The organism is Stenotrophomonas sp. YJH_SMC_101-4, from assembly GCF_059370395.1.
Window position 1 is genome coordinate 450,353 of the sequence record NZ_JCAFTP010000004.1, and the last position, 22,640, is coordinate 472,992.

Below are 22,640 nucleotides of genomic sequence, written 5' to 3' on the forward strand. Positions count from 1 at the left end.
ATCCAAGCGATATGCTCGACATCACCATGCCCGCGCTGCCTGCCGCCAACGACGCCGTCGACGAACCCGCCCTGGTGCGGGCGGCCGCCGCCGGCGACACCGCGGCCTATGAACTGCTGTACCGGCGCCATGCGCCCCGGGTATTCGCTGTGCTGTGGCGGCTGTGTGGCGGCCAGCAGGCACGCGCCGAGGACGCGCTGCAGGAAGCGTTCCTGCAGGCATGGAAGTCGCTGCCGGGCTTCCGTTTCGAGAGCAGCCTGTCGACCTGGCTGCACCGGCTGGGCGTCAACGCCGCGCTGATGGAACTGCGCGGGCGTGCTGCTGGGCAGGACCATGACAGCCTCGACGAAGTGGACGGAGGGTTGCAGGAACTGGCGGTACACGACCGCTGTGCCGGCACCGAACGCGACCTCGAACGGGCGCTGTCGACACTGCCGCCACGGGCACGTGCGGTACTGGTACTGCACGACATCGAAGGCTGGAAACACCAGGAAATCGCCGAACAGCTGCAGATGGCCGTCGGCAGTTCCAAGGCACAGTTGCATCGTGCGCGCGGCCTGTTGCGCGCACGGCTGGGAGACATGACATGAATACACACGACCACGATTCCGACCACGATCTACTGGCACGGCTGCGCGCGCTGCCAAGCGAGCGCGACGTACCCACCGATGGCTGGGCACGCCTTTCGGCCCAGCTGCCGCCGCGTGAGCCGCAGGCGGCGCCTGCGCCGGGCGACAACGTGGTGGCCCTGCCGAACCGTTCGCGTCGGCGTTGGTGGTTGCCGGTGGGTGCGGTGTTGGCGGCCAGCCTGGCGGTCTACGCCGTGGCGCCGTGGCGCCATGCGCAGCCAGAGGTGCCGGTACCTTCAGCACTGCAGCTGCAGGCGGCAGCGATGACCGAGCAGTACCAGCAGGCCGTTGCTTCGCTGCCCGATGGACGGGCGCCGGAATGGCAGCCGGCCCTGCACGAACTGGATGAAAGCGCGGCGCAGATCCGTGCCGCCCTGGCGCAGGACCCGCGTGCGCCGCACCTGCTTGGCCAGCTCAAGCGCACCTATGCGCTGCGGCTGGAACTGACCCGGCAGGCGGCCTATGCCGCCGAGTCCGGCTTGACGACCTGAGGAGACCCCCATGACCCGAACCCTGATTTCCTGCTGTGTCGCGCTGCTGCTGGCCCCTGCCGTAGCACTGGCCGACACCCGCATCGACGAGCGCCACACCCTGGCCGCGGGCGGTCGCATCGAGCTGAGCAACGTGGCCGGCAAGGTGACCGTGCGCGGCTGGGACCGCAATGACGTGCAGCTCACCGGCACGCTCAGCGACGGCCTGCAGTTGCGCCAGGAGAAAAGCACCAACCGGGTGCGCTGGGAGATCGAATATCCGCGCCGCAGCAACAATGGTGGCGCGACGCTGGTGCTGAACGTGCCGCGCTCGGTGGAGCTGCTGCTGAGCACGGTCAGCGCCAGCCAGGACATCAGTGGCATCGATGTGCGACGGCTGCAGGCCGACACGGTCAGCGGCAGCCTGAGCGCAGCTGGCCGCAGTGGCGACAGCAAGCTCAACACGGTCAGTGGCAGCGTCAGTGCACGCCTGCAGACGCCGAAGCTGGACGTGAATACGGTCAGTGGCCGGATCGAGGCCGGCGGCGGGGTATCCGGTGATATCGGTGCGCAGACGGTGTCCGGCCGGGTCGAGGTGGACGCCGGGCGCGTGCAGCGGCTGGCGGTGGAGACCGTCTCGGGCAGCATCGATCTGGCAGCAGCCGGATTGGCACCCGGTGGCCGCATCAATGTCGAATCGGTCAGTGCCTCGGTCACGCTGAGCCTGCCGCGCACGGTGTCGGCACTGCTGTCGGTGAACAGCTTCAGCGGGTCGATCAACAGCGATGCCGGGCAGGTGGAGCGGCCGCGCTATGGGCCGGGCAGCCACCTCGATACGCGGCTGGGCGGCGGCGACGGTGACATCCGCATCCAGTCGCATTCGGGCAGTGTGCGGGTACGCCTTGACCGCTGAGCGCGATCCGGCAGGCCGCGGCGGCAGCGCCGCCGCGGTCAGTGTTGGGTCAGCTGGCCTTCTTCAGTGCCCAGGTGGTGCCGAGGACTTCGATCTTGCCACCGGCCTTGCGGAACGCTGCCAGGTCCGAAGCGATCGAATCGCTGCTGACCACGGTGCTGGCGGCCGCGCCCTTGCGTTCGCTGCGGATGCTGTTGCTGGCCTTCGCGGGGGTCTTTGCCTTGCGGGGCATGGTTGCTCCTGTCAGGTGGAAGGGGAGGAAAGCGCCCAGGCGTCGGCCTGGCGCAGGTAGTCCTGCCGCTCGCGGCGGCAGTCATCGCCGCCCATCGAAAACTGGCGGCAGATCGCCGGGCGCTGCGAATAGATCGTGCAGCGCAGGTGATAGGGATCGATCGCCGCGCACCAGCCTTCCTCGTTGCGCGCCATCACGGCACGGCCGTGGGTGTCGCGTGACAGGAACTGGCCAGGCACGTGGTCGCCGGGCTGCAGCAGCACGGGCAGCCGGCAACAGACCGCGTCACAACGGCGGCAGTCGATGGGTGCAGGTGCTGCGTCAGGTTGTAAGGCCACAGGGGCCTGGCGGGTGCCCAAAGCGGGTCTCGATGGCGGCTCAGGTGCTGCGCGGACCATGAACGAGCCAGGAAGGCATGGCCGCTAGGCCCGCAGGGCGGGCCAGGCTGCACCGTGGACACACACCGGCGTGGCCGGCGGAAGGTGCAGCGGAGTTCTAGCCGACCAAGAGTAACTTAGACCGCGTAACGTTTTGTTAATCCTGGCTGGCTGCCGCCAAGGCCAGGCCCTGGACCACGCCCAGCGAGGGCTCGCCGTGGACCATGCGGGCGCCCGGGAAGGCCTCGGCCACGGCCTGGCGCAGGTAACCGGCGCGGGACATGCCGCCGGTGAGGAACACCGCAACCGGGTCGCCCCCGATGTCGCTGCGGACCTGGGCCAGCAGTTCCCGGATCTGCTCCAGGTAGCCATGGGCGGCGGCGGCCAGGCCATCGGCGCTGCTGTCGGCATGCAGGTCGCGGGCAATGTAGTCCAGCGTGCTGCGGTGCTCGCTGGCGGCACTGAGGGCGATCTTGGCGCGTTCGACGTCGCGGTACAGCCGCGCGGTGTTGCCGGTGTCCTGCAACGCCTGCAGGCGGTCGCCCCAGGGCGCGTCGACATGGTCGTACTTGTGCAGGCGGAAGTCGCGCTGGCGGGTCATGTCCTGCACGGTGGCCGCTTCCACGTAGTGGTGGGCCGGCACGCGGGTGATGCCGCGGCCGAACAGCGGCATGTAGCTGGACAGGCTCAGCGCCAGGTCGATGTCGGTACCGCCGCGGGCGATACCCCAGGCGCGGTGGATGCGCGGGGCGTCGTCGCCGCCGACTTCGGCATGGGCGATGTCGGTGGTGCCGCCGCCGATATCGACGATCACCGCCTGGTGCCGCTCGCGGCTTTCGGCGTGGTAATGCATGGCCGCCGCGGCCGGTTCCTCGAGGAAATCGATCTGGTCGAAGCCGGCCTGGGTGGCGGCCTCGCGCAGGATGTCCAGCGCCTGGTCGTTGCCGGCCGCACCGATCGAACTGCGGAACTGCACCGGACGGCCAAGCAGGGCCGAGCGCAACGGTTGGCCGAGCTGGGCGCTGGCGGTCAGGCGGATGTGTTCGAGAATGTGCGCGGCGATACCGGTGATGGTCTGCTTCGCACGCGGGTGCAGGTTGTAGCCCAGCATCGACTTCGGGCTCTGCACCAGGTTGCCTTCGTGTTCCTCGAAATAGGCTTCCAGCGCGTCATCGCCGTAGACCGCGTTCTGCAGCAGGTCGCTGGCGCTGCGTTCCTTGCCGGCGCGGGCTTCCATCCATTCCCGGCGCAGCGCGCGCAGGGCTTCGCGGCGCAGTGCCTGTGGCGTGCGTTCCTGGCCGGCGGCACGGGCTGCGCGCGCGGCGCTGTCGATCATCTGCTGCAGCTGGTGTTCCTGGCCGTCATCGAGCTGGAAGTCGTCCGGATCGGGCACCACGCCGGGGAAATACACGCTGGTGCGGAACTGCTCGGCATCGCCGAAGCGGATCGGCAGCAGTTTTCCCTCATGCACGATGGCGGCGGCGGAGTTGCTGGTACCGAAGTCGATGCCGAGGCGCATGGGGAGTTCCGGGGGCGATCAGGGGCCGCGCACTCTGCTGCAGTTCGCCGCCGACTGCAAGTTCCAGCGGGCGTGCTGTTCTGGTCCGGGTCCAGTGGGCAGCCCGGAGCCCGCCCGGAAAAGGGCCGGGGAAGCCGGCCGGTTACAATGGCGGCTGTTGATTCACTTTGAGGTATTTGCTGATGTCTTCTGCCCCCGCCTGCCCGCAGTGCACCCTGGAAAACACCTACGCCGATGGTGCGCTGTGGATCTGCGCCGACTGCGGTTTCGAATGGACCGCCGAGGAAAGCGCCGGTTCCACCCTGGTCGTGCGTGACAGCAACGGCAATACCCTGCAGGCCGGCGACACCGTCACCGTGATCAAGGACCTGAAGGTGAAGGGGTCTTCGATCCCGCTCAAGCAGGGCACCGTGATCCGCAACATCCGCTTGGTCGAGGATGATGCCGAGCACATCGAAGGCAACTCGGACAAGATCAAGGGCCTGGTCCTGAAGACCTGCTTCCTCAAGAAGGCCTGATCACCTTCAGCGCCTGGCCTGCTGCTGCGCGCGCCAGCGGGCCAGGCTGTCCAGCTTGGCCTGGTAGCGCGCCTGCTCCGGCGCGCCCCCCAGTTCCTGTGCACGCAGCAGTTCGCGATCGGCGCGCTTGAGCTGGCCAGCCAGGAAATAGACCCGCGCCAGCCCGAAGTGGAACTGATGCGCGGTGTCATACAGGCGCACGGCCTGCCGGTAATAGCGGATCGCCTGGTCCAGCTGGCCGGCCCGTTCGGCCTTGGCGCCGAACATGTACTGCGCGAACGGGTCTTCGCGCTGCACCGATTTCAACCGGCGCTCAAGTGACTGCGCCTGCGCGGTCAAGCCCAGGCTGCGGAACAGCGCGGAGGCATTGGTCAGTGCGGCATCCTGGCGGCCGTCCAGCTGCAGCGACCGGTCCAGCGCCTGCCGCGCCGCCTCGTTGTTGCCTTCGCGGTGGTCGAGCACGCCGAGGTTGTTCCACACTGGAGCGAACCCGCTGTCCTGAGCCACGGATGCGTCGAAGAATGCACGGGCGCCGCCGAAGTCACCGTCGGCGAGGCGCTCCGCACCCCGGTTGTTGTAGAAATGCGCCAATGCCCGCGCACGGCTCACGGGAACCGGCCCGCGGCGGTCATAGAGCACATTGCGATCCAGATCGACGGTACCGAAACGCCCGCCGACATCGACGCCGGCATTGACGTGGCCGACGCTGTAGACCACGCCCGCGTCCTGGTCCTGGTACCAGGACACCACCTGCCCCACTTCCTGCACGCGGGCCTGGATGCCCGCCTCCCGCGCAAGCGTCACGAACAGCAGGGTGAAGGCCAGGCAGTTGGCGCGGCGGTGCTGCCAGATATCGCTGACGGTGTAGGTCGCATTGGCGTCGTACTGCAGGTCCAGCCCGTGCTGGTCGAAGATCATCTCCACGAGCGCCTGCAGGCGCTGGTCGCGGGAGTAGCTGCGCTGGATCACCTGCTTCTGGAGCATCGCACGCAGGTCCGCGGGAATGGCGAACACTTCTTCCGGGGTCGGCACGCGTGCGGCCGATACGGTGATGGTCGGGGTCGTCACCACATCGGCGGGCGGTGCCTGACCTGCGCCGAAGGCAGGAGCACAGAAGGCCAGCAGCGAAAGGGTGAGGCAATGGGCGGCAGAACGGTACATGACGGTTCCCGGCAGCGGCGGGCGCTCCCGCCTGGGGCGAGTGTATTCCCATGGATGCCCAGCTGCAGCGACCGTTGGTCGGCGCCGCGTTCATCCACAACCGATGTGGACCAGCGCGCGACAAAGCTGTGGACAACTGGCTCCGGGCCTCGCCTGGCAAGCGTTGTGAGTGTGTGGTGAAAAAACCGCCAGCTTGCCCGGCGCCGGCACAGGCGGGATGATCCGGGCATGGACTTCTCACCGCTGACGCTTGCCCCGGCGCAGTGGCAGGCGCTGCAGGACAGCTATGCCACGCCGCCACGCGCCTACCACCACTTCGGCCATGTGCGCGCGGTGCTGCAGCACTGCCAGGAGGTGGCCGACGGCCCCGGCTGGAAGCAGCCGGCCGAGATCTATCTGGCCGTGCTCTATCACGACGCGATCTACCAGGCGGGGCGCAAGGACAACGAGGCGCGTTCGGCGCAGCTGGCCCTGCAGGCGATCGCACAGGCGCCGGCGCTTGCCGGTGTCGACGCTGCTCGCGTGGAGCAGTTGATCCTGCTGACCGCCCGCCATGGCGCGCTGGGTCCGGAGGATGTGGATGCCGAGGCGGCGCTGTTCCTGGACTGCGACATGGCGATCCTGGCTGCACCGGAGCCGGTGTTCGCCGCCTATGACCGTGGCGTGGCCGAAGAATACAAGGGCGTGGTGCCCGGCTTCCTGTACCGTGCCGGCCGTCGCCGATTCCTGCAGGGCCTGCTGCGCGCACCGCGGATCTTCCTCAGTGAGTTCTTCCACCAGCGCCTGGACGCGGCCGCCCGTGACAACCTGCGTCGCCAACTGGGTGGTTGAGCCGGCCCGGTACACTGGTGTCCTGTTTCCAATGATTGTTGTTTCCGACCGTGTCCGTTCCTGATCCCGATCCCCGCCCGCTGCCACCGGAAGAGCCCGGTCCCAACGAGTGCTGCGGCAGTGGCTGCCCGCTGTGCGTGCTGGACCTGTATTCCGATGAGCTGCAGCGCTACCGCAAGGCACTGGCCGAGTGGAAGACGCGGCATCCCGAGGCCGCACCATGAGCCGTGCGCGCCCGGCGGCGGTGCTGGCACTGGTGGCGCTGCTGCTGTTCGTGGCCACCGCGCTGTGGACCCAGGTCGCGCGCAGTGATCTGGACTGGGTGCGGGCGACCTTGAGCCTGTACCTGCACGGGCCGTGGGGGCTGGCGTTGCGTGCTGCCTACTGCCTGCTGGCGCTGGCCATTGCCGCACTTGGCATTGCGCTGTATCGCGGCAGCATCGGCCCGCGGCGCAGTGCGGCCGCCCCCTTGCTGTTCACGGTTTCCGCGCTGGGCCTGGCGACGGTGGCGATCGGCGACAGCTGGCTGCCTGAAGCGACGCCGCTGCTGGCACCGTTCATCCATGGACTGGCAGCCAACACGGCGTTCCTGTGTGCCAGCGTCGGCATGCTGTTGCAGGGCTGGTACCTGCGCCGCGAACCGGGTTGGCAGTCCGCCGCGGGCCTGCTCTGGGGCTGGGCATGGCTGGCCTTCGTGCTGCTGTGGCTGCATGTGCTGTGGCGTGGTGGACCACCGCGTGGGCTGGGACAGAAAGTGGTGATCGCGGTGATCGTTGGCTGGCTGCTGTATCTGGCGATGGCCCTGTACCGTCGCAGCCGCCAGGCCGCGGCCCACTGAATCCCCAACGGCCTGCGCCGGTACGTGCCGTGCACGCGGCGGCGGCGTATCGTGTGCGCATTCCATCGGGGATGCGATATGAAGCGTGCAGGGCTGGGCAGGGCAATGGGTGTGGTACTGGCGCTGGCCGCGCTGCCGGCGACGGCGGCCGTGACCCCGCAGCAGTTCAGCCATGGGCGGTTCGAGCAGATTCCGGTGCACATGCCGGCCGGCACGCCGCAACGGGTGGTGATCTGGTTCCACGAACCCACGGCCGGCGGTGACACCAGCCGCCTGCCGATCGAGGCCCTGCGTGCCGATGGCGCGCTGGTCGCGGCAGTGGACATTGCGCACCTGCGCGGTGTGCTCAAGCGCGAGGGGGACCCGACCTGTTCGTTCGGTTCCGGTGACGTCGAGAATTTCTCACGCTGGCTGCAGGCCTCGCTGCATCTGCCCGGCTACCACCTGCCGCTGGTCGGCGGTGATGGCGAAGGTGCCGAGATGGCCTATTCGCTCGCGGCGCAGGCCGATACCCAGGTGTTCGCCGGTGTACTCACCACCGGCTTCTGCCCGGACCACAACCACCAGCGCATGGTCTGCGGCGATGGTGTGAAGCACAACAAACTTCAGCCTACCGAGCTGAACTTCCCGTGGTTGAGTGCGGCCGGTGACCACGGCTGCAAGGTGGGGGAGGCCAGCCAGTTCGTGCAGCAGGTCGCCATGGCGCGCGAGTTCAAGCGCACTGCGCGCGGTGATGCGTCACCGGGCCTGGTGGCTGCGGCACGGGTGATCGGCGCGCAGGCCGGCGTCAGCCTGGCCCCCCCGCCTGCTGCACTGAAGGGCCTGCCGGTGGTGGAAATGCCGGCGACCGGCAACGGCGATACGCTGGCGGTGTTCGTCTCCGGCGACGGTGGCTGGGCTGGCCTGGACAAGAACGTGGCGTCGTCACTCAACGAGCATGGCGTGGCGGTAGTCGGCATCGATTCGCTGCGCTACTTCTGGAGCGAGCGCACACCGAAGGGCTTTGCGGGCGACCTGCAGAAGATCATCGACCACTACCGCCAGCAGTGGCACCGAGACAAGGTGATGCTGATCGGTTTCTCGCAGGGCGCCGACGTGCTGCCGGCCACGATCAACCAGCTCGACGCCGGTACCCGCGAGGCGCTGGAGCGCATCGTGCTGCTGTCGGTGGGCAGGAAGGCCGACTTCGAATTCCATGTCAGCAACTGGCTGGGCGGTGGCGGCGACGGCCTGCCGATCGCGCCGGAAGTGGCCAGGCTGCCGGCGGAAAAAACGTTGTGCGTGTACGGCGACAAGGATGAGGACGCACTGTGCCCGGACCTGCCGGCCAATGACGGCGTGAGGAAGGTGAAGCTGCCGGGCGATCACCATTTCGGGGGGGACTACGATCGCTTGGCCGAAGTGATCCTCAAGGGTGGGGCGTAGCGTCAAGCCATGCCCGACGCATCGCGGCTTCAGTTCCGCCGCGGATCCAGCGAGATCAGGCGCGTGGCATCCAGCAGCGCGGCCGGCAGATGCATGCCGCCGGGCGCCGCGAGATAGCGTGGCCGCCACTGCGGATCGAACTTCGACTTGAAGCGGCGCAGGCCACTGAAGCCATAGAAGCGTTCGCCATGCCGCGCCAGCAGGCCGGCCAGGCGGTTCCAGCGACCGGCCAGCCGATGCTGGGCCAGACCGGACAACGGCGCCATGCCCAGCGAGAAACGCGCATAACCCTGCGCGCGGCCCCACAGGAACAGTTCGATGAAGAGGAAGTCCATCGTGCCCTTCGGTGCTTCGTTGACGTGGCGCATCAGGTCGACCGACAGCTCGGCGCCGGCCGGTGCCTGCCACAGGTTGGCGAACGCCACGATCTGGCCTTCGGCCTCGACCAGCGCTACCGGGAAGCGCACCAGGTAATCGGGGTCGTAGCTGCCCAGCGAGAAGCCCTTCTCATCGCCGGCCTTGTCTTCCAGCCATGCATTGGAAATTGCGTGCAGGCGCGGCAGCAGGCTGGGAATTTCCTCCACCGGTGCCACGCGGAAGGACAGGCCGCTGCGCCTGCCCCGGTTCCAGGCCTGGCGCAGATCGGCGCGTTCGCGACCTTCCAGCCCGAAATCATGCAGCGGCACCATCGCTTCCTCGCCCAGCTTGACCAGGCCCAGGCCCAGGTCGAGGTAGGTCTGCCAGTAGGTCTCGCCGACCTGGTAGAACACCGGGCGCAGGCCCAGCCGGTCGGCCTCCTCGCGGAAGCGCCAGATCAGCGCGCGCGCCACGTCAGGCGGGCCGACCGGGTCGCCCATCGCGATCAGCGAACCGCCGTAGCGCTGCATCATCACGAAGCCCTGTTTCGCATCATCGCGCAGCACCGCCTTGTCGGCGGTCAGTACCAGGCAGGCCTGGGTATCGGTGGCGCCGGCCAATACCGGCGCCAGTGATTGCAGCGTGGCTTCGTCGGCGGCCGGCAGCGGGCTGCGGGTGCTGTGCAGCAGCCGCGCCAGGCCGAACATCACCAGTGCGATGGCTACCACCAGCAATGCACGCAGCGCGCGCGGTGCGTTGCCCGACACCGCGAACTGCCACCACAGCTCGTTCTGGTACTCGACATGGCTGTAGGTGAAGAACAGCAGCCAGGTGACCGCGACCAGCACCAGGCCGAGATTGCGCAGCCACGGCCACGACCAGGCTTCGTCCAGCAGCGCACCTTGGCGGTAGAACTCGCGGCGTGCAGCCCACAAGGCCATCGCCACCAGCACCGCCGAGACAGCGATCAACAGTTGGCCACCCCGCAGCCACAGTGGCAACGGGGTGATCACGCACACCGCCATTGCCAGCATCCACGCGGCGTGGCTGCGCCGGGCCAGGCCCTGGCCGATCAGCAGCAGGGCGACGCCGCTGAGGCTGCCGATCAGGTGCGAGGTTTCCAGGATCGGCAGCGAGGCGTTCACCAGGTGACGGCGTGGCGTCGGCAGCGTGCCGTCGATGACCAGCGCGGCGCCGATGCTGAACACCGCCAGTGCGATGATCTGCGGCAGCCATGGGCGCAGCGCGTTCCAGCCAGCACGGGTTGCCCCGGCGCTGGCCTGCAGCGGCTGACGCAGGGCGGGCGCAAGGGCAAGCAGGGTGGCCAGCACCAGCGGCAGCACGTAGTAGGTGACGCGGTAGATCAGCGCTGCCGCCAGCACCGCTGCCGGTGCCACCTGCGGCAACAGCTTCAGCAGGCTCCACTCGAACACACCCAGGCCTGCGGGCACGGTGGAGACCAGGCCGGCCAGCACTGCCACCAGGTAGAGGCCGACGAAGCCCGGCAGGCCGGTTGGCGTGGAGTCCGGCAGCAGCACGTAGAACGCGGCACTGGCCAGCACCAGCTCGATGACGCTGAGTACGGTGACACCGATCATGGTGCGGCGATCGGGCAGCCACAAGGCGTGACCGAGCACACTGAACTGCCGTCCGTCGCGGCCGACCAGCAGCACGGTGCCGAGATAGGCGAGCAGGGCGACGATGCCGACGATGCGCACGGCATCGGGATTCAATGGCAATGCCAACGCTGCCGCCGCCGGTTCCATGCACAGGGCCACGCTGATCAACAGCCATGCACCGAATACGAAACCGAGCGTGCTCATCAGCACCACCTGGCCAATCTGCGCCAGGTCCAGGCCGGCGCTGCGGTAGCCGCGCAGGCGCACCGCGCCACCGGTCAACGCGGCAAAGCCCACGGTCTGGCCCAGCGTGTGCGCAAGGAACGCGGTGATGCCGACGCGCGCGGGGTGCACGCGGATGCCGCTGCGACGCAGGCCGATGGCATCGAAGCCGATCAGGCAGGCGTAACTGGCCAGGCCGAGTACCACGGTGAGTGTGATCTGCGTGCCGCTGAGTTGCCGGAACGCCTGGCGGATCGCACGATAGCCGTGCTCGTCGAACTCATTGGCCAGGCCGTGCAGGGCCAGGGCGAGGATCAGCAGCGGGATGAGGATGGTGGCAACCCGCTTCCAGGTTGGCGTGGAAGGGGCAGTGGTGGAATCGACGGGGGCGGTCATCGGCGCAAGGGTGCGGCAGGAGGGGCGAGGGCGGTGTCAACGCGGGCGTGGCGCATCGTGCGCCTGTCATCGTCATTTGACCAGTGGGACCGTCGGAGCCCGGTAGTGACGTGTCGCGGAGGGTACCCGTGCACCCACCGTCGACCGGTTTGGAGGACAATGCAGGCCCGATCAACCGCAGGAGCCACGCCCATGATGGAGCGTTACGACGTCGGACCGCGCATGTCCGAAATGACCGTATACAACAAGGTCGCCTACCTCTCCGGCCAGATTCCGGAAGACACCAGCCAGGACATCACCGGCCAGACCCGGCAGGTGCTGGCGGAGATCGACAAGCTGCTGGCGCTGGTCGCCAGTGACCGCCAGCACGTGCTGCGCGCCGAAGTGTTCCTGGCCGACATGGCCGACTTCGACGGCATGAACAAGGCGTGGGACGAGTGGGTGGTTGAAGGCGCGACCCCGGCACGTGCCACAGTCGAGGCCAAGCTGGCCCACGCTGACTGGAAGGTCGAGATCGTGGTGACGGCAGCAGTACCGTAACGATTGAATGGGGTCAGATCCTTTTCGCTCAGGAAAGGGGATCTGACCCCGTTACAGCGGCACCAGCTCGATGCAGTCCACCGGGCATGGCGGGATGCACAGCTCGCAGCCGGTGCACAGATCGGCGATTACCGTGTGCATGTACTTGGCGCCGCCGACGATGGCGTCCACCGGGCAGGCCTGGATGCACTTGGTGCAGCCGATGCAGTCGGCTTCCACGATCAGCGCCACCTGCGGCGCCTTGTGCTCGCCGCGCGATCGATCGAAGGGAATGGCAGGTACTCCGAGCACCTGCGCCAGTGCGCGCGCACCGGTATCTCCGCCCGGCGGGCAGTGGTCCACGCCTGCTTCGCCGCGAGCCATGGCCTGCGCGTACGGGCGGCAGCCGTCGTAGCCGCATTGCCCGCATTGGGTCTGCGGCAGCAGGCGGTCGAGGCGTTCGGTCAGGGGCGGGATCAGGCTCATGCGTGGCGAAGGCTGCGCGTTGGGGTCATTTCAGGGGTTTGCCACGGAACCAGCGCTCGTGGGCCAGCGCCAGCATCGGCTTGTCTTCGGAACTGTCACCGTAGGCATGGATGCGCACGTAGCGCGACAGGTCGAACTGGCGACGGATGTGCTCGACCTTGCGCGGGCCACAGTCGCCACCGGCATAACGGCCTGTGAGGCGGCCGTCCTGGCTTTCCAGCCGGTTGCAGATCAACTGCAGGCCCAGCTGTTCGCACCATGGCCGCAGGTACAGGTCCAGCGAGCCGGACACGATCACCACGGTGTGCTGCTGTTCCTTGTGCCAGCGGATCTGCTCCAGCATTTCCGGGCGCACCACGTCGGGCAGGAACTCACGCGAGAAGCCGGCGGCCAGCGTGGCGATGTCATCGCTGTGGCGGTCGCTGAAGGTCAAACGGGTGACGCGCGCGCGGATGCGCTCGGCCGAGATCAGTTTCAGCTTGTACGCGGCCAGCCATGGACCAATCTTCCACCACGCCTGTGCCAGCTGTTCGGCGGTGGCCACGCGGCGCAGGAAACGGCCGTAGGTATCGCAGGTGGTCACGGTGTGGTCGAAGTCGAACAGCGCCAGTTCCATTCCGTTGCCTCCCATCGCGTTGCCCTGTGGCCGGTGCTGCCGGCGGGCGTGGCCGCAACCACGCCCGCTGCAGGCATCAGCGGACCGGCATGCCCGGCTGTGCGCCGCTGTCGGCGTCCAGCAGCGCCAGTGCGCCGCCGTCGAAACCGGCCGACAGGATCATGCCTTCGCTCAGGCCGAAGCGCATCTTGCGCGGGGCCAGGTTGGCGATGAACACCACGCTGCGGCCAACCAGCGTTTCCGGCTCGCCGTAGCTGCCGCGGATGCCGGAGAAGATCTGGCGCTTGCCCAGCTCGCCGGCGTCCAGTTCGAAGCGCAGCAGCTTGTCCGAACCTTCCACGAACTCGCAGACCAGCACCTTGCCGATGCGCAGGTCGAGCTTGGCGAAATCGTCGATTCCGATGTAGGCCGGGGCGTTGGCGCTCTTTGCGTCGTCCTTGGCCGGGGCCGAGGCGGCCGGCTTGACCGCTTCGGTCTTGGCGGCGGGGGCGGCGGCAGCGGCCGGCTGCAGGGTGTCCTTGGAGGCGTCGATCATGGCGTCAATCTTCTTCGGGTCGATACGGGTGAACAGCGGGGTGTAGTCGGTGATGCGGTGGCCCAGCAGCGGCTGCGCCAGTTCGGTCCAGTCGTTGACCGGCGCGGCCAGGAAGGCCTCGGCCTGCGCGGCGGTGGCCGGCAGCACCGGCTTCAATGCGGTGACCAGCACGCGGAACAGGTTCAGGCCCTGGCTGCACACGGCCTGCAGCTGCGCGTCGGCGCCTTCCTGCTTGGCGATGACCCACGGCTTGACGTCGTCGATGTAGCGGTTGGCTTCGTCGGCCAGGGTCATGGTCAGGCGGATCGCTGCGGCCGGGTCGTTGCGCTCGTAGGCTTCACGGATCGGCGCCAGGCCGTCGACGAAGCGCTGGTACTGCGCGGCATCAGGCAGCTGCGCGGCCAGCTGGCCGTCGAAGCGCTTGCTGATGAAGCCGGCGCAGCGGCTGGCCAGGTTGACGAACTTGCCGACCAGGTCGGCGTTGACGCGGGCGATGAAGTCACCCAGGTTCAGGTCGAGATCGTCGACGCCTCCGCCGGACTTGGCGGCGTAGTAGTAGCGCAGCGCTTCCGGTTCCAGGCCGGCGTCGAGGAAGGTGCGGGCCATCACGAAGGTGCCGCGCGACTTGCTCATCTTGGCGCCGTCCACGGTCAGGTAGCCGTTGACGTGCAGGCGGGTCGGCGCGCGGTGGCCGGTACCGTGCAGCACCGCCGGCCAGAACAGGCCGTGGAAGTTGACGATGTCCTTGCCGATGAAGTGGTGCAGCTCGGTGGCGGTACCGGCGCGCAGATGCGCTTCGAAGTCTTCGCCGAGCTTGCCGCACAGGGTCTGGAAGCTGGACAGGTAGCCGATCGGCGCGTCCAGCCAGACGTAGAAGTACTTGCCCGGCTGGCCGGGAATCTGGAAACCGAAGTACGGTGCATCGCGCGAGATGTCCCACGCGCGCAGGCCACCTTCGGCATTGAGCCACTCACCGAGCTTGGCCTTCACGCCCGGTAGGGCGACGTCGCCGGTCAGCCATTCGCGCAGGAACGCGTCGAAGTGGCCCACCTCGAAGAAGAAGTGCTCCGAATCGCGCATTTCCGGCGTGGCACCGGAGATCACCGAACGCGGTTCCTTCAGGTCGGTCGGCGCATAGGTCGCGCCACAGACTTCGCAGTTGTCGCCGTACTGGTCGGGGCTGCCGCAGTTCGGGCAGATGCCCTTGACGTAGCGGTCGGGCAGGAACATGCCTTTGGCCGGGTCGTAGAACTGCGCCACCGAACGGCGGCTGATGTGACCGGCCGCTTCCAGCTTCAGGTAGAACTGCTCGGTCAGCGCCTTGTTGGCCGCCGAATTGGTCGAGTCGTAGTGGTCGAAGGCCACGCCGAAGGCGGCGAAGTCACGTTCGTGGCTGGCCTGGATGTTGGCGATGAAGGTTTCCGGGGTGACCCCGGCCTTTTCCGCGGCCAGCATGATCGGCGTGCCGTGGGTGTCGTCGGCGCAGACGAACCAGGCCTTGCCGCCGCTCATTCGCCGCGCACGCACCCAGATGTCGGCCTGGATGTAGCCGACCAGGTGGCCCAGGTGCAGCGGGCCGTTGGCGTAGGGCAGGGCGGTGGTGACGAGCGCGGTACGGGTCATGGTCGCGGGGTGAAGCCGAGGGGAACCGCAGAGTATCGCATGCCCGCAACGAGGTGACCCGGCCGGGGCCGGGTCACGGGGGTGAAGCGGGGGGGCGGGGCGCTTACTCGCGCTGCCAGGTCTGCGCGCGGCAGATGAAGGCGATGCAGCCGGACACGTCAAGCCTGGTGCCGCCGGGCTGCAGTTCCATCTTCGACTTGTAGGTCTTGCCATTGGCCGGATCGAGGATGGTGCCGCCGGACCACTTGTTGGCGCCGTCGGCCTTGAGGTTCCAGAGGATGGTCATGCCCTTCACGGGCTTGTTCCTGTTGGCGCCTTCACAGCCGTCGCAGACCGGGTTCGGGCCCTTGTCCGAGTGCAGGATGTCGACCACCTTGCCGGTCAGCGTGCCGTTGGCGGCCTGGGTGATCTCGACGATCGACTTCACCTTGCCGGTCTTGTCGTCGATGGTCTTCCAGCGGCCGGCGGCGCCATCGGCGGCCTGCGCCGAGAGCGCGGCCAGGCACAGCGGCAGTGCCAGCAGCAGGGTCTTGAAGGTCTTGCGCATGGTCCCCTCCCAGGGTTCATTCCGGCACGGTGCCGGTACGGGTCGACTGTATACCCATTCGGCGGGGTATGGGGAAGGGGGGGCTTGCAGGGCTGCGCCCTGCACCTGCAGAGGCAACCGCAACGGCCGGAGCAACAGCAAAAGCGGACTTGCCCGGGGATGGCGGGGCACTGTGGGTTTGCGGGGCCGCCGTAAACCCGTCCCTGGGGGCTTGGTCGCCGCATCCATGCGGCTCACACCCCGCAAACCCACAGTGCCCCGCCTTCGACAGTTTCCGGCGATCTGCCGGTGCTGGTGCGGTTGGGTGTCGACCTTGGTCGACACAGATCCATGCCATGCGTGGATGACGTTTCCCGTGGCGGCGATGGGGTCAGATCCCTTTTCCGTCGGAAAAGGGATCTGATCCCCAGGGACGTCAACCGACTTCGTACAGCTCCAGCGGCAGGCCGTCGGGGTCGGCGAAGAAGGTGAAGCGGCGGCCGGTGTACTCGTCCGCGCGGATCGGTTCGCAGGCGACGCCATGCGCGGCCAGGCGCTGGATGAAGGGTTCCAGTGCAGCCACCCGGAACGCGAGGTGGCGCAGGCCCTGGGCTTCGGGGCGGCTGGGGCGCGGCGGTGGCGAGGGGAAGGAGAACAGTTCCAGCTGGCCGCCGTCGGGCAGGGCCAGATCGAGCTTCCAGGAGTCGCGCGCCGCACGGTGGTTCTCGGCCAGCACGCGCAGGCCGAGGATACGCACGTAGAAGTCCTTCGAACGCGCGTAGTCGCTGCAGATCAGGGCGGCGTGGTGGATGCCCAGCAGGGTGTCGGACGCAGCGGTCATTGCAGGATGTCCAGCCAGCGCTGGGCGATCTTCTGCGCCAGCGGATAGGGTTCGGGATCGTTGCGGTTGGTCAGCACGATCACGGTCAGGTGCTTTTCCGGGTGGCGCACGATCACGTTGCGGAAGCCGATGCTCTCGCCGCTGTGCCATTGCACCGGGCCATTCAAGCGCCAACCGAAGCCGTAGTGCGGCACGTCGGCTTCGGGCGTCGATGTGGCCGGGCTGAACATCGCCCGGCGCGAGGCCTTCGACAGCAGGCGGTCGTCGTACAGCGACGCATCCCAGCGGGCGAGGTCGTCCAGCGAGGAATAGATCCCGCCGTCTCCCAGTACGGCGCTGGTGGTGCTCTGGTCGGTGCGCTGCCAGCGGCCGTCGATCCGGCTGTAGCCATAGGCGCGTGCGGCGACCGTGTCCACGCCGTCCTGGTGGGCCACGGTATGCGCCATGCCCAGCGGGCGGAAGATGCGCTCCTGCAGGAAGGTCGCGTAATCTTTCCCGGACGCGCGGCCGACGATCAGTGCCAACAGCGCGTAGCCGCTGTTGCTGTAGCGGTACTGCGTGCCGGGTGCGAAATTCAGCCGGTCCTCGTGCGACAGCAGGGTCAGCACGTCGGCGTCATGCACCTGCCGAGGGTCAGCCGGATCCATCAGGTCTTCGTAGTCGATCAGGCCGCTGGTATGCGAGAGCAGCTGGCGGATCGTGATGGCCGCCGCTGCCGGCGGCAGCTCGGGCAGCCACTGCCGGGCAGTCTGCTCCAGCCCGAGCCGGCCGTCTTCCACCAGCAGCAGCACCGCCGCGGCGGTGAACTGCTTGCTGACCGAGGCCAGCCGGAAGTTGCTTGCCGCGGTGACCGCAGTACCGTCTTCCACTACCGCCAGGCCGTAGCCGCGGCGGAATACCGGTTGCCCGTCGTGCAGTACCAGTACCGCAGCGCCGGGTACCTGACCGTCGTAGGCCTGCATCAGGCCGTCGATGCCCGCATCCGGTGGAGTCAGCACCGGTGCGGCGCAGCCCGCCACTGGCAGCAGGCCCAGCACGACGGCGAACAGGGCGACGGCAGGGCGCATGGCGGCTCCGGGGAGGGGGTCAGGGTGAAGGGGCAGGTGTGGCGCTGGCGGGCTGCGCCATCCAGCGTTCCATCTTGCGGTCCAGCACGTCCAGCGGCATCGATCCGTCCTTCAGCAGTTCGGCGTGGAAGCGGCGCAGGTCGAAGGCGGCGCCCTGGCGGCTCTTGGCCTTGTCGCGCAGGGCGACGATGGTGGTCAGGCCGGCCACGTTGGACAGCGCCTGGCCGGGCTGGGCCATGATCCGCTCGACTTCGGCGTTGGCGTCGTCACTGCTCATGTCCACGGTCTTCTGCAGGTAGGCCACGGCCTGCTGCTTGCTCCAGCCCTGGGCGTTCACGCCGGTGTCGGCCACCACGCGGGCAGCACGCAGCAGGCGCGAATACAGGTAGCCGATGCGGTCGTAGGGATCGGTGTAGATGCCGAGGTTCTCACCCAGCGTTTCGGCATACAGCCCCCAGCCTTCGACGAAGGCGAGGTCGCCACCGAGGCGGCGGAAGCGCGGCAGCTTGGCCAGCTCCTGCTGCAGGCCCAGCTGCACATGGTGGCCGGGGATTGCTTCATGCAGGTACTGCACCGGCACGTTCCAGCGCTTGCGGCTGGGCAGGTCGCGGGTGTTTACGTACAGCACGCCCGGTTGCCCGGCCGCAGACGGCTGGTAGGCCGCTGCTGCAGCGGTCAGCGCACGCTCCGGTTCCACTGCGCGCACGTCCAGCGTGGACTTGGGCAGGGTATCGAGCACCTGCGGCAGGCGTGCGTTGACCTGCTGCTGCACCTGGCGGTAGCGGTTGATCAATGCGTTGGCGTCACCGTACTGGAACTGGCGATCGTTGCGCATGCTGCGCAACAGCTTGGACGGCGTGCCACGCAGCCTGGCATCCTTCATCACGGTGGCGATCTGCGCCTGCAGTTCTTGCACGCGCTGTTCGCCCAGTGCGTGCAGCTGCGCGGCGGTCTGGTCGCTGGCCGTGGTCTGCACGATCAGGTTGGCGTACCAGGCCTGGCCATCGGGCAGTGCGCCCAGGCCGCTGCTGGTGCGCGTGGCCGGCAGGTATTCGGTGGCGATGAAACCGCGCAGGGCGCGATAGGCTGGCATGATGCGCAGCTCGATCATGCGCTTGTACTCGGCGCTGATGCGCGCCTTGTCCTCGGCCGCGATGGTGTTGGGCATGGTGCGGATCGGCGACCAGAAGATGCTCTCTTCAGCAGTCGGCTTGATGACCGCATCCAGCTGCGGCAGCACCTTCTCCATCAGGTCGCGCGGCTGCACCACGCCGGCCTTCATGCCCTGGCGCATGTTGTCGATGGCCTGGTCGAACAGCTCGGGAATGCCCAGCGAGCGACGCGACCAGGTGTCGTAGTCCTGCACGGTGTTGAACGGCTGTGCGCCGGCGCCCGCGCCGAGGATCGCCATGATGCTGCCGACGTTGTAGTACTGGCTGATCGGCATCATCCAGCTCGGATAGCGTTCGGCGGCCAGCGAGGCGCGCGCATCGCGCACGAAGATCTCGTAGCTGAGCAGGTCCTGGCCCTGCAGGCCGTCGCTGCCGAGTTTCTCGACCTTGCCCAGCCACTCGGTGGTGAAGTCGTGCGATTGCTGGCGCCACGCGGCGGACAGGATGTTGGGCAGCTGGTCGTTGTAGCGGGCCTCGCCCTGGAAGGTTGCCTGCAGCGGATTCAACCGCATCGAGGCATCCCAGTATTCGTCGTACAGGCGCTCCAGCTGCACCTGCTTGGGCACGGCCCGGGCCGCTGCGGCCGGACGCGGCGCGGCGCGGCGCGCCGAACTGCCACGGGCCGGCGCGGTGGCGCGGGCGGGCCGGGCCTTGGGCTTGGCGGCCTGGCGGGTCTGCGCGGCGGCAGGGCGGCTGGCCTTCTTTTTCGCTGCTTCGGCCGACGGTACGGCGCTGAACAGGAACAACGCGGCAATGGCGGCGGCCAGGACGCGGGGGGAATACGGCATCAAGAAGCTTCCGTGGAACACAGACCGTGGAGCTTGCACGATCCGCGCGCGTACGGCCAGCGTGAAGGCCCAGTCAGCGTTCCGCTGCTGGGGCTTCAGTCAGCCGCAGCTGCAGCCCGCAACGATGCGGCCCGCTCGGCACCCAGGTAGCGGGTGATGGCACGCCGCATCAGGTACAGCAACGGAATCAGTGCGATCGCAAAACCCATCTTGTAGATGTAGTTGACGCTGCTGACCGCCAGGAACAGCGAGGTCGGCCAGTGTTGCGGGCCCAGCACGAAGGCGATCCAGATCACCACGAAGCTGTCCACCACCTGCGAGATCGCGGTCGATCCGGTCGCACGCAGCCACACGTGGCGCTCACCGGTCGCCTGGCGGATGCGATGGAACACGGCCACGTCGATCAGCTGGCCGAGCAGGAAGGCCACCAGCGAACCGGCGATGGTCCACATGCCCTGGCCGAACACGGCTGCGAACGCGGCCTGGTAATCGGGCACGCCGTGGCCATCCATCGACGTGACCCACCAGCTGGCCGGCGCCAGTGAAATGGCGGCGAAGGCGAACAGGAAGCCGTAGCCGATCAGCACCACCGCCAGCCACGAGATGAAGCGCACGCCGCGCTTGCCGAAGAACTCGTTGATGGTGTCGGTCATGATGAACACCACCGGCCACAGCAGGGTGCCGGCGGTGAAGCTGAGCGAGCCGGTCTGGCCGAACAGGTTCCAGTTCAGTGGAGCGATGCCGAGGGTGTCTTCCAGCGCGAAGATCTTCACCCCGATCAGCTCGGCCAGCACCGCATTGCCGCAGAAGAACGCGGCCAGCACGATGAACAGCAGGACCGCGCGGTCCTGCAGCGGGCGCTCGATCGGCGCCGGGGTCATTCGGTGCGTTCGCCGGCGCGGGTGAATGGCACGCTGGACGGCGCCACGGCACCGCCGGAAATGATGAAGCTCATGGCCTGGTCGACGGTCCAGTCGGTCGGGGTCAGCAGTTCCACCGGCACGATTTCCAGGTAGCCCGAGGTCGGGTTCGGCGTGGTCGGCACGTACACCGCGGCCAGCTCACGGTCGGTGCCGTGTTCCTTGATCACGCGGGTGACCAGCCCGACCGATTTCATGTCGCGATGCGGGAAGTCGATCAGCACCACGCGCTGGGTGCTGCCCGGCTCGGTCTGCAGCATGTCCAGCAGCTTCTTGGCACTGTCGTAGATGATGCTGGCCAGGGGGATGCGCTTGATGACCGCGCCGACCCAGCGCAGCAGGCGCTGGCCAAGCACGCGGCGACTGGCCACGCCCACCGCCAGGATCACCAGCAGGGTGGCCAGCAGGGCGATGGTGTCCTGGATCCACTCGGCGCGGACCCAGCCCAGATAGTGCGGGAAGCTGGTTGCGATCTGTTCGGACAGCGGCACCACCAGCGGGCTGGAAATGCCCGACAGCAGCACGAACACGAACTTGACCACGACCCAGGTCAGCCAGATCGGCAGCAGGGTGAGCAGGCCGGTCAGGAACAGGCGCTGCAGGGAGGGGCGGGGGACCAGGGCGGGGGCTTCGAGCGACATGCGCGCATTGTAGCGGTCACTGCAGGTCGATTACGCTGGGAAATCGACTGCGGCAACGGCACATGGAAGGGAAGCTGTGTTGAAGATTCTGCGCGGACTGGGCTGGACCCTGGCAGGCCTGCTGGTGCTGGCCATCGTGGTGTGGTGCGCCTCGCGCATGTGGCCGGTACCCGAATCGCGGCTGCAGGCGCAGCAACGACTGGAAGCACGCCTGCCGGCGACCGGGCACAACGGTTATGCCTTGTTGTGGACGCTGCCATTCGACGACCTGGATGCCCAGCAGCGCGAGCAGGCGCTGGCCGAGGATGTACGGCGCTGGGAGGCCGACCCACACGGTGGAGGCGGCGGCCGGACACACCTGGTGGCCAACCATGCCGAGCTGCACTCGCGGCCCGGTGCCAGTTGCGGGCCGGCCGCCAGCGGCTGTCTCGTCCAGGTCCGCGCGGACCCGCAACGCTTCGTGGAGGCCCACGCCGGCCACCAGCAGTTGCATGCGCGGCTGGATCAGCTGGCCGAAGCGGACTACTTCATGTCGCCGTTCCCGCCGAAGGGCGAGGGCATTCTGGTCCCGTTGCCGGCCTATGGCGTGGTGATGGACGCCACCAGCGCACGCGCGCTGGCGTACGTGCAGGGCGATATCGACGGTGCTCTGCGAGGTGCTTGCCGTGGCCTGCAGCTGGGCCGGCGGCTGGTGCCCGGCAGCAGTTATCTGGTCGAGAGCATCATCGGTGCCAGCCTGGTGCAGGCCAATGCCCAGTTGCTGGCCGACATGCTGGTTGAACTGCCTGCCGACCATCCGTTGCCAAGGGAATGCGAACAGGCGCTGCAGCCGCTGCGGGCCGAAGAGCAAAGCCTGTGCCGGGCAATGCAGGGCGAGTACGCGATGAGCCGGGCGGCGATCGAGTCTTCGGCCCAGGAATTTGGCGGCGTCCTGGTACTGGATCGGAGCAGCACCCTGGCCCGCGCGGCCGGCAATCTCGGCTGGGCCTGTGGCGCGGCAGCCACAGCGGCGCTGGAAGTGGATCGCCCGTTGCCAGTGCCGGCGCCACCGCAGCATGACTTCGGTTGCCTGTCGAACGTCATGGGCTGCGTGCTGACCGATATCGCCGCGCCGATCTATCCTGCCTATTCGTCACGGCCACAGGATGCTGCGGCGATGGTGCGGCTGCTGGGGGCGCAGCGTTGGCTGCGGCAGCAGACGGATGATCCGGTGCACGCCCTGCAGCGGCTGCCGGCGCAGTTCCGCTCGCCGGTGCGGTCGCCGCAGCTGTCCGCCGATGGCCACCATCTGCAGGTGCCGCGTCGTTCGCCGCCGCGTGGCAACGCTGAGAGCCCGTGGTTGTCCGTACCGTTGGTGGCCGGCGCCGGCGCAACCGCCGCTGCCCGCGACTGAGCCGTG

Annotated in this window: 24 protein-coding genes; 10 read left to right on the forward strand and 14 right to left on the reverse strand. The window is 68.0% G+C overall.

Annotation, left to right across the window (positions count from 1 at the left end):
• Window positions 1-11 precede the first annotated feature (11 nt).
• Genes AC5P8D_RS16285 through AC5P8D_RS16295 form a run of 3 tightly spaced genes read left to right on the forward strand, consistent with a single transcriptional unit; the run spans window position 12 to window position 2,012 of the window.
• Window positions 12-590 (forward strand): RNA polymerase sigma factor, encoded by a 579-nt coding sequence (locus AC5P8D_RS16285; RefSeq protein ID WP_495203488.1) that lies wholly within the window; start codon window positions 12-14, stop codon window positions 588-590.
• Entirely contained in the window at window positions 587-1,120 is a 534-nt protein-coding gene (locus AC5P8D_RS16290; RefSeq protein WP_019337005.1) for a hypothetical protein, read from the forward strand. Before AC5P8D_RS16285 ends, AC5P8D_RS16290 begins: the two co-directional genes overlap by 4 nt.
• Before the next feature lie 10 nt (window positions 1,121-1,130).
• A complete protein-coding gene (locus AC5P8D_RS16295) occupies window positions 1,131-2,012 on the forward strand; it encodes a DUF4097 family beta strand repeat-containing protein (protein WP_478407163.1) in 882 nt (293 codons plus the stop codon).
• Window positions 2,013-2,061: 49 nt separating this feature from the next.
• On the opposite strand, the gene AC5P8D_RS16300 is transcribed toward AC5P8D_RS16295, so the two are convergent.
• The 3 genes from AC5P8D_RS16300 to AC5P8D_RS16310 form a co-directional block, all read right to left on the reverse strand.
• Entirely contained in the window at window positions 2,062-2,244 is a 183-nt protein-coding gene (locus tag AC5P8D_RS16300) for a hypothetical protein (protein WP_005410566.1), read from the reverse strand.
• 11 nt (window positions 2,245-2,255) lie between these two features.
• Complete coding sequence (locus tag AC5P8D_RS16305; protein WP_053462562.1) at window positions 2,256-2,549, reverse strand: YkgJ family cysteine cluster protein; 294 nt, start codon at window positions 2,547-2,549, stop codon at window positions 2,256-2,258.
• Between the two features lie 229 nt (window positions 2,550-2,778).
• Window positions 2,779-4,140, reverse strand: a complete 1,362-nt coding sequence (locus tag AC5P8D_RS16310) for an Hsp70 family protein (protein WP_478407162.1) — start codon at window positions 4,138-4,140, stop codon at window positions 2,779-2,781.
• Between the two features lie 182 nt (window positions 4,141-4,322).
• Here AC5P8D_RS16310 and AC5P8D_RS16315 point away from each other — a divergent pair, with 182 nt between their 5' ends.
• Complete coding sequence (locus tag AC5P8D_RS16315) at window positions 4,323-4,658, forward strand: zinc ribbon domain-containing protein YjdM (RefSeq protein WP_010482882.1); 336 nt, start codon at window positions 4,323-4,325, stop codon at window positions 4,656-4,658.
• A gap of 6 nt (window positions 4,659-4,664) precedes the next feature.
• On the opposite strand, the gene AC5P8D_RS16320 is transcribed toward AC5P8D_RS16315, so the two are convergent.
• Window positions 4,665-5,819 (reverse strand): transglutaminase domain-containing protein, encoded by a 1,155-nt coding sequence (locus AC5P8D_RS16320; protein WP_019662133.1) that lies wholly within the window; start codon window positions 5,817-5,819, stop codon window positions 4,665-4,667.
• 228 nt (window positions 5,820-6,047) lie between these two features.
• On the opposite strand from AC5P8D_RS16320, the gene AC5P8D_RS16325 reads away from it, so the two are divergent.
• The 4 genes from AC5P8D_RS16325 to AC5P8D_RS16340 all read left to right on the forward strand — a co-directional run bounded on the left by AC5P8D_RS16325 (window position 6,048) and on the right by AC5P8D_RS16340 (window position 8,913).
• A complete protein-coding gene (locus tag AC5P8D_RS16325; protein WP_019337000.1) occupies window positions 6,048-6,650 on the forward strand; it encodes an HD domain-containing protein in 603 nt (200 codons plus the stop codon).
• A 50-nt stretch (window positions 6,651-6,700) separates the two neighbouring features.
• On the forward strand, window positions 6,701-6,874 hold the full coding sequence (locus tag AC5P8D_RS16330; RefSeq protein ID WP_049398321.1) for an oxidoreductase-like domain-containing protein: 174 nt from the start codon (window positions 6,701-6,703) through the stop codon (window positions 6,872-6,874).
• Entirely contained in the window at window positions 6,871-7,488 is a 618-nt protein-coding gene (locus AC5P8D_RS16335; protein WP_495203489.1) for a DUF998 domain-containing protein, read from the forward strand. Before AC5P8D_RS16330 ends, AC5P8D_RS16335 begins: the two co-directional genes overlap by 4 nt.
• A 78-nt stretch (window positions 7,489-7,566) precedes the next feature.
• Window positions 7,567-8,913 carry a virulence factor family protein gene (locus tag AC5P8D_RS16340; protein WP_029379846.1) on the forward strand — a complete coding sequence of 449 codons (1,347 nt, stop codon included), beginning with the start codon at window positions 7,567-7,569 and terminating at the stop codon, window positions 8,911-8,913.
• Between the two features lie 29 nt (window positions 8,914-8,942).
• Here the strand turns inward: AC5P8D_RS16340 and mprF are convergent, their stop codons facing one another.
• The gene (mprF, locus tag AC5P8D_RS16345) at window positions 8,943-11,507 is read right to left on the reverse strand and encodes a bifunctional lysylphosphatidylglycerol flippase/synthetase MprF (protein WP_053443354.1); all 2,565 of its coding nucleotides are present in this window, start codon (window positions 11,505-11,507) and stop codon (window positions 8,943-8,945) included.
• Window positions 11,508-11,699: 192 nt separating this feature from the next.
• On the opposite strand from mprF, the gene AC5P8D_RS16350 reads away from it, so the two are divergent.
• Window positions 11,700-12,047, forward strand: a complete 348-nt coding sequence (locus tag AC5P8D_RS16350) for a RidA family protein (protein WP_005410556.1) — start codon at window positions 11,700-11,702, stop codon at window positions 12,045-12,047.
• A 51-nt stretch (window positions 12,048-12,098) separates the two neighbouring features.
• Here AC5P8D_RS16350 and rnfB read toward each other — a convergent pair whose 3' ends face one another.
• From rnfB to AC5P8D_RS16395, 9 genes are all read right to left on the reverse strand, one after another.
• Complete coding sequence (gene rnfB / locus AC5P8D_RS16355) at window positions 12,099-12,512, reverse strand: Rnf electron transport complex subunit RnfB (RefSeq protein WP_053091869.1); 414 nt, start codon at window positions 12,510-12,512, stop codon at window positions 12,099-12,101.
• Window positions 12,513-12,537: 25 nt separating this feature from the next.
• On the reverse strand, window positions 12,538-13,128 hold the full coding sequence (locus AC5P8D_RS16360; RefSeq protein ID WP_010482899.1) for an HAD family hydrolase: 591 nt from the start codon (window positions 13,126-13,128) through the stop codon (window positions 12,538-12,540).
• A 76-nt stretch (window positions 13,129-13,204) separates the two neighbouring features.
• Window positions 13,205-15,286: a methionine--tRNA ligase gene (gene metG, locus AC5P8D_RS16365; RefSeq protein ID WP_495203490.1), complete on the reverse strand. Its 2,082-nt coding sequence runs from the start codon at window positions 15,284-15,286 to the stop codon at window positions 13,205-13,207.
• 103 nt (window positions 15,287-15,389) lie between these two features.
• Entirely contained in the window at window positions 15,390-15,833 is a 444-nt protein-coding gene (locus AC5P8D_RS16370; protein WP_005410552.1) for a DUF2147 domain-containing protein, read from the reverse strand.
• A gap of 415 nt (window positions 15,834-16,248) precedes the next feature.
• Window positions 16,249-16,653, reverse strand: coding sequence for an SMU1112c/YaeR family gloxylase I-like metalloprotein (gloA2, locus tag AC5P8D_RS16375; protein WP_495203491.1), 405 nt, complete (start codon window positions 16,651-16,653; stop codon window positions 16,249-16,251).
• Complete coding sequence (locus AC5P8D_RS16380; RefSeq protein ID WP_495203492.1) at window positions 16,650-17,720, reverse strand: serine hydrolase domain-containing protein; 1,071 nt, start codon at window positions 17,718-17,720, stop codon at window positions 16,650-16,652. The genes gloA2 and AC5P8D_RS16380 overlap by 4 nt, the downstream gene beginning before the upstream one ends.
• A gap of 19 nt (window positions 17,721-17,739) precedes the next feature.
• Window positions 17,740-19,680, reverse strand: a complete 1,941-nt coding sequence (locus tag AC5P8D_RS16385) for a DUF885 domain-containing protein (protein ID WP_495203493.1) — start codon at window positions 19,678-19,680, stop codon at window positions 17,740-17,742.
• A 95-nt stretch (window positions 19,681-19,775) separates the two neighbouring features.
• Window positions 19,776-20,561, reverse strand: coding sequence for a queuosine precursor transporter (locus AC5P8D_RS16390; protein WP_049437362.1), 786 nt, complete (start codon window positions 20,559-20,561; stop codon window positions 19,776-19,778).
• Window positions 20,558-21,241: a DUF502 domain-containing protein gene (locus tag AC5P8D_RS16395; protein WP_054172268.1), complete on the reverse strand. Its 684-nt coding sequence runs from the start codon at window positions 21,239-21,241 to the stop codon at window positions 20,558-20,560. Before AC5P8D_RS16395 ends, AC5P8D_RS16390 begins: the two co-directional genes overlap by 4 nt.
• A 76-nt stretch (window positions 21,242-21,317) precedes the next feature.
• On the opposite strand from AC5P8D_RS16395, the gene AC5P8D_RS16400 reads away from it, so the two are divergent.
• Window positions 21,318-22,634: a hypothetical protein gene (locus AC5P8D_RS16400; RefSeq protein WP_495203494.1), complete on the forward strand. Its 1,317-nt coding sequence runs from the start codon at window positions 21,318-21,320 to the stop codon at window positions 22,632-22,634.
• The last annotated feature ends 6 nt before the right edge of the window (window positions 22,635-22,640 follow it).

Excerpts from the sequence above, each read along its gene's own strand:
- AC5P8D_RS16285 (WP_495203488.1), top strand. The coding sequence starts at position 12 with ATGCTCGACATCACCATGCCCGCGCTGCCTGCCGCCAACGACGCCGTC.
- AC5P8D_RS16290 (WP_019337005.1), top strand. The coding sequence starts at position 587 with ATGAATACACACGACCACGATTCCGACCACGATCTACTGGCACGGCTG.
- AC5P8D_RS16295 (WP_478407163.1), top strand. The coding sequence starts at position 1,131 with ATGACCCGAACCCTGATTTCCTGCTGTGTCGCGCTGCTGCTGGCCCCT.
- AC5P8D_RS16300 (WP_005410566.1), bottom strand. The coding sequence starts at position 2,244 with ATGCCCCGCAAGGCAAAGACCCCCGCGAAGGCCAGCAACAGCATCCGC.
- AC5P8D_RS16310 (WP_478407162.1), bottom strand. The coding sequence starts at position 4,140 with ATGCGCCTCGGCATCGACTTCGGTACCAGCAACTCCGCCGCCGCCATC.
- AC5P8D_RS16315 (WP_010482882.1), top strand. The coding sequence starts at position 4,323 with ATGTCTTCTGCCCCCGCCTGCCCGCAGTGCACCCTGGAAAACACCTAC.
- AC5P8D_RS16320 (WP_019662133.1), bottom strand. The coding sequence starts at position 5,819 with ATGTACCGTTCTGCCGCCCATTGCCTCACCCTTTCGCTGCTGGCCTTC.
- AC5P8D_RS16325 (WP_019337000.1), top strand. The coding sequence starts at position 6,048 with ATGGACTTCTCACCGCTGACGCTTGCCCCGGCGCAGTGGCAGGCGCTG.
- AC5P8D_RS16335 (WP_495203489.1), top strand. The coding sequence starts at position 6,871 with ATGAGCCGTGCGCGCCCGGCGGCGGTGCTGGCACTGGTGGCGCTGCTG.
- AC5P8D_RS16340 (WP_029379846.1), top strand. The coding sequence starts at position 7,567 with ATGAAGCGTGCAGGGCTGGGCAGGGCAATGGGTGTGGTACTGGCGCTG.
- mprF (WP_053443354.1), bottom strand. The coding sequence starts at position 11,507 with ATGACCGCCCCCGTCGATTCCACCACTGCCCCTTCCACGCCAACCTGG.
- AC5P8D_RS16350 (WP_005410556.1), top strand. The coding sequence starts at position 11,700 with ATGATGGAGCGTTACGACGTCGGACCGCGCATGTCCGAAATGACCGTA.
- rnfB (WP_053091869.1), bottom strand. The coding sequence starts at position 12,512 with ATGAGCCTGATCCCGCCCCTGACCGAACGCCTCGACCGCCTGCTGCCG.
- AC5P8D_RS16360 (WP_010482899.1), bottom strand. The coding sequence starts at position 13,128 with ATGGAACTGGCGCTGTTCGACTTCGACCACACCGTGACCACCTGCGAT.
- metG (WP_495203490.1), bottom strand. The coding sequence starts at position 15,286 with ATGACCCGTACCGCGCTCGTCACCACCGCCCTGCCCTACGCCAACGGC.
- AC5P8D_RS16370 (WP_005410552.1), bottom strand. The coding sequence starts at position 15,833 with ATGCGCAAGACCTTCAAGACCCTGCTGCTGGCACTGCCGCTGTGCCTG.
- gloA2 (WP_495203491.1), bottom strand. The coding sequence starts at position 16,653 with ATGACCGCTGCGTCCGACACCCTGCTGGGCATCCACCACGCCGCCCTG.
- AC5P8D_RS16380 (WP_495203492.1), bottom strand. The coding sequence starts at position 17,720 with ATGCGCCCTGCCGTCGCCCTGTTCGCCGTCGTGCTGGGCCTGCTGCCA.
- AC5P8D_RS16385 (WP_495203493.1), bottom strand. The coding sequence starts at position 19,680 with ATGCCGTATTCCCCCCGCGTCCTGGCCGCCGCCATTGCCGCGTTGTTC.
- AC5P8D_RS16390 (WP_049437362.1), bottom strand. The coding sequence starts at position 20,561 with ATGACCCCGGCGCCGATCGAGCGCCCGCTGCAGGACCGCGCGGTCCTG.
- AC5P8D_RS16395 (WP_054172268.1), bottom strand. The coding sequence starts at position 21,241 with ATGTCGCTCGAAGCCCCCGCCCTGGTCCCCCGCCCCTCCCTGCAGCGC.